Consider the following 17,512-nt stretch of genomic DNA (forward strand, 5'->3'; position numbering starts at 1 on the left):
TGGCGGCAGCGGAACTCAAAGTGATGTTTGGAGTCGGAATGATATCAATGGTTATTGAGTCGTAAGGATTTGAACATCCAACGACTTTGACATCATATGTTGTTTGAGTTGTAGGATTGACTGTAAAACTGATAGGATTATTATTGCCAGAAACAGCATCTAATACTGATCCTCCTGATATAATTTCGTAACTATATCCACTTTGGCTACCACTCAAAGTAATAACAACAGCATCGCCCGAGCATACTGATGAAACATTTGAAGATAGTGTAAAACCAGCTGCGCAGTTTTGACTAAATCCATATTGTATATAAAGTAAAAACAGGAATCCAAAAAAGTAGCTTTTTTTCATGATCCTCAAGGTTTGCGTTAGACAAATTGTTATTATTTGTATAGGAACCTTGGTTTTTGGGAAAATAATTTAGAGAACTTTGAATTCTACGTGTTTTAACCCTTAAAGGCTTTGTTTTTTGGAATAGTATTTAAAGCTACTTATTTAATTTTTATTGTTGTACCGTTGATGAATGCTTTTCGATGAATTGGTTTTTACGTTCGATGAACTACGCTCACTGTTTTTGAAAACTATATTTTTTAATTGCATTAGTTCGTTTTTTACAGACTTAGAACTCTTTATAAATTATTAGCCCCGATTAAATCGGGGCTTTGGGTTATTTAATACTTAATTTTTCGCTGTGAATTTTCGAGTTCATGGTCTTTAATTGCACTATATATATTCCTGTACTCAGATTTGTTTTGGGAATTTCTATCAGTTGCTGGTTTCTGTTTTCGGTATTTATGGTTTTTATTTTCTGACCGAGAATTGAAAATAAGGTTACTTCGGTAATGATGTCATTTTTAAGTTGATTACTAATTTGAATCTGCTCTGTGTTAGCATTGTAGAAAATGTTGAAGGAATCCGCTTGCGCAATGTCATCAACAGATAAGGTTTCCTGAGTGAAACGCAATGTAAAGCGGGATGCAGTGGTGCCAGCCGGAAGCCACAATTCAAAAATGTGATTTCGGATGTCGTGATAGCTGTCTGTAACTTTATCATAGATATAAATCGGTTGCCCGTTGTCAAAATTTTCAATCCCGTCAATCATAAATTTAACTGTTCCGGCTGTACTCGATTGAATGGTCAGCGGAATAATTCGTGCTGTATTGAAATGACCCACACCCTGAATCAGCAGTTTTCTGTCACCCAATTGAAAATACATGTCGTTGGTTTGTATATCTAATACTTCTGCATCGTAACCCAAATTGAAATTGTCATCGGCATTCTCGTTCATGAAACCAAGCAACAATTGACGGTGCAGGTTTGTGACTCCTGTAAACCCAAGTCTGATTTTCCCGAAAGTATCGTTTTCAACAACATCATCATTATTGTTGTTATTATTGTTTTCGGTTTCATTGGTTCTGAACATAATGTTGGAATCGATATTGTCCTCTTTAATAAATTTGCGTTGACTGTTCTTATATACAAGCTGTCCCCCGACTAAATTCCCTTTGATAAAAAAGCCTTGTCCAACCGGAATAAATCTTCCCGGGATTCTTAAACTTGAGCCCAAACCACTAATAAGGGCCGGTGAAACAGGAATGGTTCCGCCAACTAAATTTCGGACCGCGTATCCACCCTGGTACCCCGCTAAAACATGGGTGTTGTTGGAAGGATAATGCTCCCAGAAATATAATGCTCCTGTTGTTCCGGCTAAGTTGTCGGTTATGAATTCATTGGCATCCAATGCAGAAGGGTAAGGGTTTCCTACCAAATTTTGATTGTTTGCCGCCACCTGAATTTCCACATTATTAATCAAACCATTATTTGGCTTCCCTTTGAATACATAATTTTGGGTGTTTATGGCAGGCGCAACTGCAATTCCGCTTCCTTTCATGGTAAAGGCCTGACCGGTTTGAAGAAGCGTGTTTTCATTTATCCGTTGCCAGTTTGCGTATACCGGACTCAGATTGGTGAATTTGAAAAGCCAGTATCTTGCCAGACGCATCGGATTTGCCGAACCGTCATAGCCACCTATCCAGGAGATAGGCTGTGGTGACAACGGATTTGTACCGTCCCTTAAGACGTTATTTACGGTGAATCCGGTATTGTTCGAAGTTGTGCTCGCTTGTGTGCTTACCGGAGAAGACCAGTAATTGTAATTGAATTTGTTACCAGTTCCCTGTTGATCCCTTTCCAGTTCTCCTGTACTTGCCGGGTCTAAATCGCTGTCGGCAGTCTGAACCAGTTGTGAACGTCCCTGTAAATCTATTTTTCCGTCTAATTTCAAATACCATTCGTTCTGAAGTTTGCTGTCGTTGTTAATCTCAACAAGTACGGACGGAGCCACAAACATTCCCAAATTGGTATGGTTTGATGTGGAATTGATATTGTGGTTGACTTGTATGATAGCCCAATTGTTGTCGGTCACATCCAAGCCTCTGATCTGTTTGGTGACAGAATTTGCCGCAGTGGAAAAACTTCCGTCCTGTTCTGTGATAAAAGGCATTGGGGCTTGTTGGGTATTGATTGTTTTTACGTTATAAATTCTCGCTCCGGGCGCAATGTCAATTGTTGCTGTTGCATGATTGTCTATCACATCGTCTTTATAGTTATCCATTCTGAAGTAGCGGATCATGTTAGTCCATGACAGACCGGTTATGTCCTTAGGAACAATTTCACCTCTCACGATACCGGAATTGTTTTTGATTTCCTGATAAATCATTTTCTGTAAATCAGTATCGCTTAAAGCAACATTGAAAAGGCGTACTTCATCGATTTTTCCTTTAAAGAAATTACTGCTTGAAGCCGGATTTTTACCTATGGTGAACAGGGAAGTGTCAGCTCCCAAATTGCCGGAAAGGGTAGTGGTAGCTACAGCTTGTCCGTTTACATATAATTTTCCGATACCTGTAGTGCCGTTGTATGATACTGCAACATGTATCCATTGTGAAGTTACTAATGGGGTTGCAGCTGTAAGTGTCGAAGATTTAACTACAGCCTGAAGGTTTTCGGAATTGTTCACTTTCAACTGGAAATTATTTTGCCCCACAATTACACCTTCAGATGTAAATGCGCTGTTAATATTTATCCAGGCCATTAAGGTGGCGTTGGATAAATTGTTTGTCAGATTGACATCAGTGGCATAATCGTTTCTGCCGTCAAAATCGAGAAGTAGTTTGCGTTCAAGATTTCTCGGAGATCCGAATTTAGCAGTATTGGTGTCGAAAGCATCTAGGATTCCGTCATGATCTATATCGGCTGTTCCGTCTATGATACCATTGTTATTTGCGTCAAGACTTGCGTAAAGTCCGAGCGAAATATCGAAATCAGTGCCATTTGATTTTACATCCATATAATCATGTATTCCGTCACCATCCGTGTCTTTAACGTAGTTTAAGAATGGTGCCACAGTACTCCCTTGGTCGAGATTACCGTACGAATTGAAGGCATAATCATAAATGTCTAATACTCCGTCACCATATCCTTCTGTGATTCCGTCTCCGTTGGTGTCTTTGTTTCTGAAAGTTTCGGATTCAGGACCGTCACCAACACCGTCACCATTGATGTCGCCGTCCCCGTTTTCATACCCTGCGTAGGCATTAATATTTCCTGCCCATGATTCATCAACATCAAAAACGCTGTCGTTATCGCTGTCTAAATCCATGTAATTTGGAGCGCCGTCACCATCAGAATCCAGTAATGTTAAAGCTTCGACACTATCGTGCAGACCGTTTGTATTAGCATCGGACCAGGCAACATCAAATCTCCCTTTTCCATTGCTCAGGTGTCCCAGCCCAACTTCAAGTATGTCTTCAATCCCATCGTTATCGGAATCTAAATCAAATACATCAGCCACACCATCACCGTCTAAATCGCATAAAGTTTGTGATATTAAGATGTCATCAAGTGCCAGGTCATTTCCTGCACCACCGGTTTCGTTATTAATGAATATTACTTTAAAAGCGCTTACGTTAAGGGTTAGGTTTGAGGTGAAGTTGTACCAGTCACCGGCAAGATTACCTGCAGTTGTCGGGGGGATGTCTCCTGTTTCAATGAAGGTAATCAGGTTGTTGCTCATGTCTCGGAATTCCACTCTCACATCCGGTCTTAGGCGGGTAGCTATTCCTGGTGCATTTGTTCGGTCTAAATTTAAAACCCAGAAACTATAAGAGATTGGAATATTGGGCAATGCCCCTGTAATGGTTGCGGTATAAAAAACTCCCGGAGTGTACGAAGCATTAAAAATAGCCATTCGTCCGTTAGTATCTCCTGTATGATCACCACCCATATGCCAGTAGGAAGCTGCCCAAGATGCTATTTGTGCGGATGCGCCTACAGTATACTTTCCGTCGTTCAAATCCGCGGAACTTAAATCCGGGCATTGTGGAGTGTTAGGTTCTCCCGTAGATCCGTTTTCATAGCAATAAGTGGTTGTGGCATTGTATGTGGTGTTGATAGTTGTTCTTGTTCCTGTTCCGAAAGTTTCGTTTAAAAATTTGTAATTCACTTTAGGACCATTAGCTAAGAGGCAATTGTTTTCTTCAACGCTATCTCTTATACCATCATTATCGTCGTCAATATCCACGTTGTCCAGCAGGCCGTCGTTGTCACTATCGTAGAAGGTCTGGATACCCTGTCCGGTTATTGCGAAAACATAGGGGTTTTCATCCGTGTCATTGCTGGCAATGGAAATCTGAGCAGATTTTGTTCCTATTGAGCTGGGGTTAAAAGTGATTTGAAACGTAGTTGAGCCTGAAGTGTTAATTGGAGTTATGGGCAATGAAGTAACTGAAAAGTCAGTGCTTCCGATTATGTTTACCAAGGGTGATCCGGTTAGGTTAATTGTGCTTGACCCAATGTTTTTAATGGTGAAATTTCGAAGAACCGGGGATGCTGCGATTTGCGTCTGTCCAAAATCGGTGCCGTTTGTGGTTGAAGCCAGCGAATTGTGTGCAACCGTATTATTGGATAATCCGGTTATGGTAATGGAACTGTTAATAGTTCCGTAAAGACTTACATTATCAATCAGATAGTGGTGCGTGGTGTTGTTTTCACCGTTATCTTCATCAAAACGAATTTTTATTTTTACTTGCGTAGTACCGTTGGGAATATTAAATGTATATGGAGAACCTTGCGTATTTCCGGTTGAGGCAACATGAGAAAAACCAAGATTATCACTGGTATCATTTTTACCATCGATTAACTTTATTGAGTTAGCTGAATTATATGTGCTTCCATTATCGTATGAGACATCTAAATACAAATCGTCTTTGTCAACCGGCGATCCGTCTGATGAAAAGGAGAGTGTTATATAACAGTTGGTATATGCACTTATGTTTACATTGTCAAATGTGATGTAGGGATCGTTGTTTGACGGGCCACCTCCCCCCGAGTTGTTTGATCCTGTAAGACGCAATGAATTTGGGGAAGATACAAAAGTAGTAGAATAAGTCGCAATTGTACCTGTGTTTAAAGTGTTTGTATAGGGCCACACATCTGAAGGTGTACTGTCAAATCCCTGGTAGGTAATAAGTGTTTGGGATTGGGATGTCAAACAGCCTAAAAAAAAGAAGGCAACGATTAGCAGTAGGTGGTAAATAGTTAGGGTATTTTTTCTTTTCATAATCCACTTTTTTGATTAAACAAATAACTTTTTCATTATCTGATTAACTCAAAAAAACAATTAATAAAGTAGGTTTGACCAAGACGGTAAGCATGAATTAAGGGCATTTAATTCGTGTTTACTTTTTATCAATTAGTAGTTTTTATACTTGTTGGAGCATTTAAAATAAAAATGAGTAGTCTTCGTCCATATTGATGTTTTTTCTGAATTAATATGCTTAAAACTAATTAATTAAAATTTGGAGAGGATAAAAATGTGCGAATTTTCGATGAATTGACTTTAACATTCGGTGAACTGCTTATTCGGGTTTTTAAAATTATATTTTATTAATTGTACGATTTTACTTTTTTTGTTTCAGAATACGGAGACACAATTAAAAAGCCCCGAAATTATCGGGGCTTTAAATTATTTGATACTGATTTTTTCGCTGTGAATTTTCGAATTCGCTGTCTTTAACTGTACTATGTATATTCCCGTACTTAGGTTTGCTTTGGGAATTTCTATCAGTTGCTGGTTTTCGGTTTCGGTATTTATGGTTTTTATTTTCTGACCAAGAATCGAAAATAAAGTTATTTCTGTTATGGTGTCTGTTATTGTTTCTGTTTTGTTAGGGTTGTAGATCTGAATTCGTGCCGTGTCGCTGTTATAAAAAACATTGTAGGGATTTTGCTGTACTTTGCTATCTGAAGCTTTCGATTTTTGCTGACGGAATCGCAATGTGAATCGGGATGCTATTTCCCCTGACGGAAGGGATAATTGAAGTATGGAATCACTTATGTCGTGGTAAATGTTTGTCAGATTGTCATGAATGTAAATGCGTTGATTGCCCCTGAAGTTTTCAAGGTCGTCAATCATGAATTTTACGGTACCTGGGGTTTCATTTATTACAGTCAGTGGATAGATGGAATTGATGTTAAAGGAGCCAACACCCTGAATTTGCAATTTTTTGCCTTCTAATGGGAAATACATATCACTTGATTGTGTATCCAGTATTTCACCATCATAGCCAAAATTAAAACCGGCATCAGCATTTCTTTTCATGAAGCCCAGTAGCAGTTGGCGGTGAAGGTTTGTTACACCTGTAAAACCAAGTCTGATTTTTTTGAAATCTTCATTTTGTGAAGAGTCATCGTCGTCATCGTCATCGTTATCATGATCGTGATTGCGATTGTCGGCATTATTATTTGTATGATCAGGTTGTGACCCGCTGGCAGTCTCTTTGGAATTAGTATCTCTATTTTTAAACATGATGTTCGAATCAGTGTCGTCTTCTTTGACGAATTTGCGTTGACTGTTTTGGAAAATAAGTTGTCCTCCTGTTGTATTTCCTTTTACAAAGAACCCTTGGCCTACCGGGATAAATCTTCCGGGGATTCTGCTACTTGATCCAAGACCGCTGATTTCAGTGGGAGAAACCGGAGTGGTCCCTCCAACTAAATTGAGTGCGGCATAGCCTCCCTGATAACCTCTTAAAACATGCGTGTTGTTGGTAGGATAATGTTCCCAGAAATATAATGTTCCAGTGGTTGCGGCTAAATTATCGGTTATGAACTCATTGGCATCTAAAGCAGAAGGATAGGGATTTCCGATTAAACTTTGATTGTTTGCTGCCACCTGAATTCCCGCATGATTGATCAAACCATTGTTTGGTTTTCCCTTAAATACATAATTTTGGGTGTTAATGGCAGGAGCAATTGCTATTCCACTTCCTTTCATCGTAAAAACCTGGCCTGTCTGAAGAGCTGTGTTTTCAGTAATACGTTGCCAGTTCGCATAAAGTGGACTCAGATTGGTGAATTTGAAAAGCCAGTATCTTGCCAAACGCATCGGATTAGCCGAGCCGTCATAGCCTCCTATCCAGGTAATTGGTTGTGGAGCTAATGGATTGGTGCCATCTCTTAATACATTATTTACCGTAAAGCCGGTATTGACAGCATTAGCAGTTGCTTCAGTACTAACCGGTGAAGACCAGTAATTATAATTGTATCTGTTGCCGGTTCCTTGTTGGTCTCTTTCCAATACTCCCGTACTTGAAGGGTCCAAATCACTGTCGATTGTCTGAACCAGTTGCGAACGCCCCTGTAAATCAATTTTTCCGTCTAATTTTAAATACCATTCGTTTTGAAGTTTGCTGTCGTTGTTGATTTCAACGGTTGCCGCAGGGTTAATAAACATACCCAAATTAGTGTGATTTTCAGTGGAATTGATATTGTGATTCACCTGAATAATCGTCCAGTCGTAATCAGTAACGTCCAAACCTCTGATTTGTTTAGATACAGAATTTGCAGCTGTTGAAAAACTTCCGGCCTGTTCGGTAATAAAAGGCATTGGGGCTTGTTGGGATTTGATTGTCTTTACATTATAAATTCGTGCTCCCGGCGCTGTGTCAATTGTTGCTGTTGCGTGGTTGTCAATCACATCATCCTTGTAATTGTCCATTCTGTAATAACGGATTAAATTTGTCCATGAAAGACCTGTTATGTTTTTAGGGACAATTTCACCTCTCACAACTCCGGAATTGTTTTTGATTTCCTGATATACCATTTTCTGTAAATCGGAATCGGTTAAAGCACTGTTGAATAAACGCACTTCGTCTATTTTACCCTTGAAAAATGTGTCATTGGCAATAGGGTTTTTTCCGACAGTTAACAGCGAAGCATCAGCAGAAATGTTTCCGGATGTTGTCGTACTCATTACCATTTCTCCATTAACGTACAGTTTCAGCAGTCCGTTGGTTCCTTCAAAAACCGCAGCGGTGTGAATCCATTGTGAATCATTTAAAGGAGTGTTGTAGCGTAATGTTGCTCCGTTTGCGGTTACCTGAAGTCTTTTTGAATCATCAATGCTTAGTTTAAATTGGTTCTGACCTGCAATAACGCCTTCTGTTGAAAATAAACTGTTTATGTTTACCCAGGCCATTAATGTGGCATTTGGCCATCCGGATATAACATTTGCATCGGTTGCATAATCGTTTCTTCCGTCAAAATCAAGGTACAGCTTGCGTTCAAGATTTCTTGGAGAACCGAATATTGTTGTATCGGTATCGAAAGCATCCAATATGCCATCATGATCGATGTCGGAAGTACCGTCAATGATACCATTATTATTTCCGTCTAGAGTAGTGTAAAGTCCTAATGAAATATCGAAATTGGTTCCGTCTGATTTTACATCCAGATAATCCGGAATACCGTCACCATCCGTATCTTTAACATAGTTTAGAAAAGGAGCTGTGTTCAAGCCTTGATCAATATTTCCGTACGAATTGAAGTCGTAATCATAGATGTCCAGAATCCCGTCACCAAATCCTTCGGTAATTCCGTCTCCGTTAGTGTCTTTGTTTCTGAAAGTTTCCGATTCGGGTCCGTCACCAACACCATCACCGTTAATGTCTCCGTCTCCGTTTTCATAACCGGCATAAGCGTGAATGTTTCCCGCCCAGGATTCATCCACATCGAAAACACTGTCGTTATCGCTATCTAAATCTATGTAGTTTGGCGCTCCATCCCCATCGGAATCCACTATGGTTAAAGCTTCGGCGCTGTCGTGAAGACCGTTACCGTTGCCATCAGTCCATGCTGTGTCGAATCGTCCTTTTCCGTTGCTTAAATTGCCCAGACCTGCTTCAATTATATCCTCAATGCCATCATTGTCAGCATCCAAATCGAAAACATCGGCCACACCATCACTATCTAAATCACATAAAGTTTGCGATATTAAGATATCGTCAAGTGCTAGGTCGTTTCCGGTTCCTCCAGTTTCGTTATTGATGAAAATCACTTTAAAAGCACTTACGTTAAGGTTTAGATTTGAAGTGAAATTGTACCAGTTACCGGCCAGATTACCCGCTGTGGTCGGGGGAATGTCACCTGTTTCAATGAAGGTAATCAGGTTGTCATTCATGTCGCGGAATTCCACCCTTACATCCGGTCTTAAACGGGTTGCGATACTTGGTGCGTCAGTTCGGTCGATATTCAAAACCCAGAAGCTATAAGTGATAGGGATATTTGGTAATGCTCCGGTAATTGTTGCAGTATAAAAAATGCCAGGTGTGTAGGAGGCATTAAAAATGGCCATACGACCGTTTGGGTTTCCGGTATGATCGCCACCCATGTACCAGTATGACGGAGCCCAGGAAGCTATTTGAGCAGATGGACCAACGGTGTATTTACCGTCATTTAAATCAGCAGTGTTTAGATTAGGACATTCTGTGGTGTTGGTTTCACCAGTGGATCCGTTTTCATAGCAATAAGTTGTTATTGCATCGTAAGTGGTGTTGATTGTGGTTCTTGTTCCGGAACCGAAAGTTTCGTTTAGAAATTTGTAATTTACTTTTGGGCCATTGGCTAAATTGCAATTGGTTTCTTCCGTACTGTCTTTGATGCCGTCATTGTCATCGTCTATATCGATATTATCTAAAATTCCATCATTATCACTGTCATAAAAAGTCTGAATAGATTCTCCTTTTATTTCGAAGATATAAGGATTTTCATCAGCGTCATTACTGGCAATGGAAACCTGAGCGGTTTTTAAGCCTGCAGAGCTCGGATTAAAGGAGATTTGGAATGAAGTTGAAAGTAGGCCGTTAATAGGAGTTGTTGGTAATGCGGTAACTGTAAAATCGGTACTTCCAATAATATTAACCAAAGGTGTTCCGGTTAAATTGATTGTATTCAAGCCTATGTTTTTTATGGTAAAATTTCGGGTGACTGGGGCTAATCCAACTTGTGTTTGTCCGAAATTGGTTCCGTTTGTGGTTGAGGCTGATGAATTATGAAGGACAGGGTTGTTTGATAGTCCTGTAACGGTAATGGAATTTTCGATCGGGGTTCCATACAGGCTTATATTATCAATATGATAGTAATCAGAGGTGTTGTCTTTGTTGTTGGCTTCGTCAAAGCGCACCCTTAACATTACCTGTGTCATGCCACTGGGTATGCTAAAGACGTAGGGAGAGCCTACGCTAGTTCCGGCTATTGCGGTATGTGAGAATGATAAATTGTCTCCTGAGTTTTTGCCGTACACCAATGTTGCTTGAGTCAGATAATTTGCTCCGCCGTCGTACGAAACTTCTAGGGTCAAATTGTCATTGTCATCCGGTGATCCGTCTGAATAGAATGAAAGGCTTATGAAGTTATTGGCGTAACCGCTTAAGTTTGCATTGGAAAATGTTATATAAGGGTCACTTGATCCTCCGTTGTCTGATCCTGTAAAACGTAATGAGTTTGGAGTAGATACAAAAGCAGCAGTGTTAACAGCAATTGTGCCGTCGTTTAAAGTGTTTGTGTACGACCAAACATCCTGAGGGGTACTGTCAAATCCTTGATAGGAGAGAAGTGTTTGGGATCGTAAAGTTGCAGAACTTAAAAAGCATGTGAAAACACATAGTAGGTAATAAATAGATAGAGTAGATTTTCTATTCATAATATTGGGGGTATTAAAGATTAGAATTATTGCTAAAATAATTAAAATATTTTAACAAAAGTGTTTAATTGTTAGTTTATCAATAAAATAACAATTTTTTTGTTGTAAATCTTTTTGTCACGGTTAGTTGCGGATTTGTTATTTTTTAAATAAATATCTTACAAAAAAATAGATATTGAAAGGAAAGTTGGTAAGAATTGTTTGAAGCGAGAAATGACGGTTTTCTGGTTTTGACTTGAAGAGTATCGGTTATGAGTGACAGATGTGGTGATTTTTGTATATTTAGGATGATGTTATTGTATAAAAAAAGAAGGCCGCCTATCAGACAGCCTCCCTTCCTTTTTGGAGAATCGTTTTATCGGATGATTACTTTTTTACTGAATGAGCCATCGGATGTTTTCGGTTTTACAACATAGGTTTCGGAACGAATGTGTTCCACAGGAATTTTAATATTTTTCTGTTCTTCATCTGCCACATTCCATTTTGTAATCGATTGTCCTAAAATATTGAATAGATGCACAGACTCTATTCTGGTGTCCAAAATAGTATTTTTGATATTCAGGATATTATTGGATCAAGTCTAAAAGTTGTGGGGAAGTGTAAATAGTAAAAAACCCTAACTATTTGATTAGTTAGGGTTTTGCCTTTTGTAGCGAAGACGGGAGTTGAACCCGTGACCTCAGGGTTATGAATCCTGCGCTCTAACCGACTGAGCTACCTCGCCATTTTTTTCGGTTGTACATCCTTGCTGAATGCGGGTGCAAATATAAGACTTAAATTATAGCTTCCAAATATATTTTGAAAAAAAAATATTTTTTCTTTTTTTTCTTTTTTTTCTTTTTTTTATTAAGGTAAATGCTATATATTTCAGGAAAATTTATTGCAAATATGGAAGGTAAAGTAAGATACGAATTAGAGTTTCCCATCATGTCATCGCCCCAATTATTATATCAATACATCTCAACACCTTCAGGATTGTCAGAATGGTTTGCTGATAATGTGAATTCCCGAGGAGAGTTTTTTACTTTTATCTGGAATGATTCAGAAGAGAAAGCGCGTCTTGCTTCCAAGAAAACAGGGGAAAAAGTTAAGTTTCGATGGATTGACGAGAATAATAAGGATGGTGATTATTATTTCGAATTGCGGATTCTGGAAGACGAAATAACCAAAGATGTTTCCTTGATGATTGTAGATTTCGCCGAAGAAGATGATTTGTCGGAAGCAAAAATGCTTTGGGAAAACCAGATTTCCGATTTAAAACATGTTATCGGTTCCGTTTAAAAAGTCATTTTTATAACCTATATTTGCCCCGATTAAATCGGGGTTTTTTTATGATTAATTATAACGGGTCATTAGTAAGTAATTCGGAAATTACGTTGCATCAGAACAGGGGTTTTCTTTATGGAGATGCTGTTTTTGAAACTATTAAAGTGTTGGATGGTAAAGTATTGTTTCTTGAAGATCATTACTTTAGGCTAATGGCTTCCATGCGTATTGTTCGTATGGAGATTCCTATGAATTTTACCTTAGAGTATTTCGAGGAACAAATTTTGAATCTGGTTCGCGAAATGGGTGTCTCCCCGTCATTTCGGGTTCGATTCTCTGTTTTTCGCAAGCCGGGCGGATTTTATCTTCCGACAACCAATGATGTTGAATTCATTGTTGCTGTTGAGCCTCTCGAGGTGGCTATGTATTCTTTTGATTCTAAAGCCTATGAGGTGGAATTGTTTAAAGATTTTTATGTAACCAAACAATTGTTGTCTTCCATTAAAAGTAATAATAAATTGGTTCAGATTACCGGAAGCATTTTTGCGTATGAAAATGGTTATGAAAACTGTCTTTTAATGAACGACGAGAGGAATGTGGTAGAAGCGCTTCAGAGTAATTTGTTTATGTTAATCGGATCTAAATTGGTTACGCCTCCGGTCTCGGATGGTTGTTTAAATGGGGTAATGCGAAAACAAATCTTAGCTATAGCACTAAAAATGGAAGGTTTGGAAGTGGTAGAGGAGTCGATTTCTCCTTTTGATTTGCAAAAAGCCGATGAGTTGTTTTTGACAAATGTCATAAAGGGTATTCAGCCGATCACCAAATACCGTAAAAAAGAGTACAAAACTGAATTTGCTGCAGGATTGCTAAAGAAGCTTAACGCACAAGTACGCCTGGGTTAGTTCAAGATCGGATTTTCCGGTGCATTAGACCAAATTAAATAATCGCCGCCCTGTTCCATGATTTTTTCTTTCCAGAAGTGAGTGGTTGATTTTCCGATAATTTTGTTCTGATAGCTGTTTTTGGAGACAATCCAGGAGTTTTCTTCGAGTTCGTCTTCCAATTGGTGGGATTCCCATCCTGTATAGCCTAAAAAAAAGCGAATATTGGTTCTTTTTATTTTTCCTTCGTTGATAAGGTTTTTGGTGTGTTCAAAATCTCCGCCCCAATAGATGCCGTTCGAAATTTCGATGCTGTTCGGAATCAGTTCAGGGATGTTGTGGATAAAGTACAAGTTGTCTTGTTCTACAGGACCGCCATTATAAATTTTGAAATTGGCATTAATTTCAGGAATCAGATCATGGATGGTATACTGCAAGGGCTTGTTCAAAATAAATCCAACAGATCCTTCTGTATTGTGGTCTGCAAGCAGGACCACAGATCTGTTAAAAGATAAATCTCCGATAATTGAAGGTTCTGCTACAAGCAAATTTCCTTTTTTAGGTTTAACTGATATCATCTTCCTGCGAGTTTAGAATTAAATTTAGAAAAAAATACCTATCCAAGCAAAATAAAATCGTTGAAATGTAAAAAAGCCTCGCTATTGCGAGGCTGTATTTTTTAAGCGGGATAGACTATTTTTTGTTTAAAGAACCTTCTAGCTCAGCTCCTGCTTTAAATTTCACTACATTTTTAGCAGCAATTTTGATAGTTTTTCCTGTTTGAGGGTTTCTTCCTTCTCTTGCAGCTCTTTGAGATACTGACCAAGAACCAAAACCTACTAATGATACTCTTCCACCTTTTGTTAAAGTTCCTTCTACATTGTTTAAGAAAGACTCTAAAGCTAATTTAGCAGCTGCTTTAGTAATACCTGCGTCAGCAGCGATTGCATCGATTAATTCTGATTTGTTCATAATAATAGTTATTAATGGATTGATTAATTAATTATTGTCCTACAAATTTATATGAATTTCCCGATTACGCAAGTGTTTTTCGGTTTTTTACAGGTTTTTTGCTAAAAATGTTGATAACTTGCCTTTATTGTTAATAAACTTACTTGTATTTTTCAAAATTTCGGCAGTCTTAGTGTTTATAGGGGTTACAGCGCTATGGCTTTTTCGCTGAATGATATTCCGTTTAAAAGTTCGTGGGTCAGCATTCTTTTCTTCCCCGGAAACTGTAAACTGTGAATTATCAGGAAACCGTCTTTTACCGCAATTTTCAATTCTTTCTTAGTCGAAATAAGTCTTCCTGATTCATGCTGATGTGTTGCTTTATCAAACAAAGTTTCGTAAATCTTAACATTCCACTCCTGTTCGTTGTCCTTAATAAAACACCAAGCGGCAGGATACGGACTCAAACCGCGCACCAGATTGTGAATCTCATTTCCGCTTTTGCTGAAATCGATTTTGCAATTCTCCTTGTTAAGCTTGTAAGCGGTCTTTATATCATCGTTGGTAGGCTGAATCGTAGTGGTAACATTTCCTTTTTCAATCAATGATAATGTTTTTAAAACAGTTCCGCTTCCCAAAACCATCAATCGGTCGTGCAGTTCTCCTGCCGATTCGTTTTCGCCAATCGCAATTTCGTCACTCAGAATCATCGCTCCGGTGTCAATTTTATCATCAATGAAGAAAGTAGTAACGCCTGTTTTGGTTTCACCGTTAATAATCGCCCAATTAATAGGTGCAGCTCCGCGATATTCCGGTAAAAGAGAAGCATGTAAATTAAAGGTGCCCAATTTCGGCATACGCCAAACCACTTCGGGCAGCATTCGGAAGGCAACCACAATCTGAAGGTTCGCATTCAGACTTCGTAATTCCTCCAAAAAAGTTTCGTCTTTCAGGTTAGTAGGCTGCAGCAATCGAAGGTTGTGCTCCAAAGCGTATTCTTTTACGGCCGAATATTTAATCTTTTGTCCGCGCCCCGCCGGTTTGTCCGCAGCGGTGATTACGCCAACGATTTCATAATTATTTTTATATATAGTGTCAAGGATTCCTACGGCAAACTCCGGAGTTCCCATAAAAACAATGCGTAACTTTTCCATTATAAACTAATGTATTGGTTTTGATTATTGATTTTGACTTTATTGTTTTCCAACAAAAGCTGAAGTGCAAAGATAGTTTCCTCCGGACTTAAATCCAGTGAATTTTCAATTTCTCTTGATGATAAAGGCGAATTTTTAAGCAAAGCCAGTATGTTTTGCGCAATTTCAAGCGGACTTTTATCCGACTTTTTCTGAGTGATGCAATACGAACAGATGCCGCAGTCTTTCGAATCGGTTTCGCCGAAGTAATTCAGCAACAATTTGCTTTTGCATTGCTTTTTATCCGATACATAACAAATGACCGATTCAAACTGTTTGGTTTTGATCTCATTCTGTTGTTGCAGAAATTTCGCAATCCGGTTAATCGTCAAATCGTCTTCCCTAACTTCGTTAAAGGTAAGTTGGCTGTCATTGGACTGACTGTGCAAAACACAAATTTCCTTCTGATGCATCCGTTTCAGTACTTCAATTAAATTTTCTTCGGAAGTGTTTGATTTTCGGGCAATCAGACTGGTGTTAATCGCTGTTTCGATTTCATAAATTCCGGTGTAATTCCTAAGAATAGCAGTAATCACGGGTTCGTCAGCCGGATTTAAACTGATATACCGCAACATTTCCCGACTGTCCAATAAAAATTGAAGACTAATCTTCTCTGAAAATTCTTTTGAAAGCGAAATAATGCCCTGGTTGTCCAGAAACTGCATTGCATTGAAGGTTTTCAGTACGGGAAATTTATACTGATGACAAAAATGATTCAGATTAAAGGAAAAAGTTTCGTTAATCCCTTCGCCATAACCCACCTGAAAATAATTGTTCAGTTTGATGTAGACTTCTTTTAAAAAAATCTTATCGGGTAATACGGAGAGAAACTGACTTTCGGTTGTTTGAATGTCTGAAGGAGCAAGCAGTAAAACCGCAAAGGCTTTCGCGTCGTTTCGTCCTGCACGACCGGCTTCCTGATAATAATTTTCCAGATTTTCGGGTAACTGAATGTGAATTACCGTGCGAACATTGGGTTTGTCAATTCCCATTCCGAAGGCATTCGTGGCGACCATCACCTGAACGTCTTCCAGTAACCACGATTGCATGTTTTTCACTTTTTCTTTCTGGGTCAGTCCGCCGTGATAAAACGTGCTTTTGAAACCCATCGCTGCGACCTGCGCCGACACATCATGGCAGGCTTTGCGGTTGCGGACATAAATAATGGAGGGCTCCGGGTTTTTAGTCAGTATCTGTTTGATGCGAAAGAGTTTGTCTTCGGCTTCAAAAACCATGTAGGCAATGTTTTCTCTTGCAAAGGATTTTTTAAAAAATACCGGACTTTCCAATCCCAATTGCGTGCTGATGTCGTCCTGAACTCTTGTGGTAGCCGTAGCTGTTAATGCCAAAAAAGGTACTTTCGGAAAATGTTCCTTGAGTTTCGAAATTTTAAGATAGGCGGGACGGAAATCGTGTCCCCATTGCGAAACACAATGCGCTTCATCAATGGCGATCAGGTTTATCGGTAGTCCTTTGATGCGTTCCAAAATCCAGTCGGATTGCAGTCGTTCCGGGGAAAGATAAAGGAATTTGTAGTTTCCGAACTGACAATTGTCCAGTAAATCAATGGTTTCATCAGAGGAAATCCCGCCGGTTAAGGCAATGGCTTTAATGTTTCGTTTTTCCAGATTCTGAATCTGATCTTTCATCAGGGCAATCAGCGGAGAAATAACCAGACAAATTCCGGGTTTCATCATCGTCGGCACCTGAAAACAAATCGATTTTCCGCCTCCGGTTGGCAATAGCGCAAAAGTGTCTTTCCCTTCCAGAACCGATTGGATAATTGCTTCCTGCGGTTCACGGAACGAATCGTGATTCCAGTATTTTTTAAGAATTTGTTGCGCTTCCAAATTGTAAAACTTAATATCTCTTACGAATATAGCTTATTAGTATTAAAAATCAGTAAAAAGCTGGTGTTTTAGTGTGTTTCGTTTTGACTTTAAAAATAGTTTAACTGTAAATTGTAAATATCTTTGGAAGATAATTTGTGTTAATCTGTGTAATTTGTGGCCTATTAAGAAAGCTGTTTTTTTAATTGTGTTAGCTAAATTTAATATTCTAAAATATAGTTTGAGATTGTGTGTTTTAGTGTATCCGGTTTTTAGCTGTTTTTTTTTGCCACGAATTACACAGATTGGCACGAATTAATTTTATAAAATTAGTCAATTCGTGGCTA

10 protein-coding genes and 1 tRNA gene are annotated in these 17,512 nt (G+C 38.8%); 2 read left to right on the forward strand and 9 right to left on the reverse strand.

Features of this window, described 5'->3' with window-relative positions; genetic code table 11:
* From FLJC2902T_RS10935 to FLJC2902T_RS10950, 5 genes are all read right to left on the reverse strand, one after another.
* A partial coding sequence (locus FLJC2902T_RS10935) for a hypothetical protein (RefSeq protein ID WP_035678430.1) occupies nucleotides 1–352 on the reverse strand: 352 nt, incomplete at its 3' end.
* 316 nt (nucleotides 353–668) lie between these two features.
* The gene (locus FLJC2902T_RS10940) at nucleotides 669–5,621 is read right to left on the reverse strand and encodes a LamG-like jellyroll fold domain-containing protein (protein WP_023579853.1); all 4,953 of its coding nucleotides are present in this window, start codon (nucleotides 5,619–5,621) and stop codon (nucleotides 669–671) included.
* A gap of 405 nt (nucleotides 5,622–6,026) precedes the next feature.
* The gene (locus FLJC2902T_RS10945; RefSeq protein ID WP_035678433.1) at nucleotides 6,027–11,042 is read right to left on the reverse strand and encodes a LamG-like jellyroll fold domain-containing protein; all 5,016 of its coding nucleotides are present in this window, start codon (nucleotides 11,040–11,042) and stop codon (nucleotides 6,027–6,029) included.
* A gap of 355 nt (nucleotides 11,043–11,397) precedes the next feature.
* Nucleotides 11,398–11,607 carry a T9SS type A sorting domain-containing protein gene (locus tag FLJC2902T_RS16060; RefSeq protein ID WP_081712558.1) on the reverse strand — a complete coding sequence of 70 codons (210 nt, stop codon included), beginning with the start codon at nucleotides 11,605–11,607 and terminating at the stop codon, nucleotides 11,398–11,400.
* Nucleotides 11,608–11,692: 85 nt separating this feature from the next.
* Nucleotides 11,693–11,766 (reverse strand) — tRNA-Met (locus FLJC2902T_RS10950).
* A 164-nt stretch (nucleotides 11,767–11,930) separates the two neighbouring features.
* Between FLJC2902T_RS10950 and FLJC2902T_RS10955 the strand changes: the two genes are divergently transcribed.
* On the forward strand, nucleotides 11,931–12,323 hold the full coding sequence (locus FLJC2902T_RS10955) for an START-like domain-containing protein (RefSeq protein ID WP_035678480.1): 393 nt from the start codon (nucleotides 11,931–11,933) through the stop codon (nucleotides 12,321–12,323).
* 50 nt (nucleotides 12,324–12,373) lie between these two features.
* Nucleotides 12,374–13,213 carry an aminotransferase class IV gene (locus FLJC2902T_RS10960; RefSeq protein WP_023579858.1) on the forward strand — a complete coding sequence of 280 codons (840 nt, stop codon included), beginning with the start codon at nucleotides 12,374–12,376 and terminating at the stop codon, nucleotides 13,211–13,213.
* Here FLJC2902T_RS10960 and FLJC2902T_RS10965 read toward each other — a convergent pair.
* The 4 genes from FLJC2902T_RS10965 to FLJC2902T_RS10980 all read right to left on the reverse strand — a co-directional run bounded on the left by FLJC2902T_RS10965 (nucleotide 13,210) and on the right by FLJC2902T_RS10980 (nucleotide 17,186).
* On the reverse strand, nucleotides 13,210–13,770 hold the full coding sequence (locus FLJC2902T_RS10965; protein WP_023579859.1) for a YqgE/AlgH family protein: 561 nt from the start codon (nucleotides 13,768–13,770) through the stop codon (nucleotides 13,210–13,212). The genes FLJC2902T_RS10960 and FLJC2902T_RS10965 overlap by 4 nt on opposite strands.
* A 115-nt stretch (nucleotides 13,771–13,885) precedes the next feature.
* The gene (locus FLJC2902T_RS10970) at nucleotides 13,886–14,164 is read right to left on the reverse strand and encodes an HU family DNA-binding protein (protein ID WP_023579860.1); all 279 of its coding nucleotides are present in this window, start codon (nucleotides 14,162–14,164) and stop codon (nucleotides 13,886–13,888) included.
* Nucleotides 14,165–14,349: 185 nt separating this feature from the next.
* Nucleotides 14,350–15,297 carry a methionyl-tRNA formyltransferase gene (gene fmt / locus FLJC2902T_RS10975; protein WP_035678436.1) on the reverse strand — a complete coding sequence of 316 codons (948 nt, stop codon included), beginning with the start codon at nucleotides 15,295–15,297 and terminating at the stop codon, nucleotides 14,350–14,352.
* Nucleotides 15,297–17,186 (reverse strand): RecQ family ATP-dependent DNA helicase, encoded by a 1,890-nt coding sequence (locus tag FLJC2902T_RS10980; RefSeq protein ID WP_023579862.1) that lies wholly within the window; start codon nucleotides 17,184–17,186, stop codon nucleotides 15,297–15,299. Before FLJC2902T_RS10980 ends, fmt begins: the two co-directional genes overlap by 1 nt.
* Nucleotides 17,187–17,512: the final 326 nt, after the last annotated feature.

It is taken from the genome of Flavobacterium limnosediminis JC2902 (assembly GCF_000498535.1).
Taxonomy (GTDB): domain Bacteria; phylum Bacteroidota; class Bacteroidia; order Flavobacteriales; family Flavobacteriaceae; genus Flavobacterium; species Flavobacterium limnosediminis.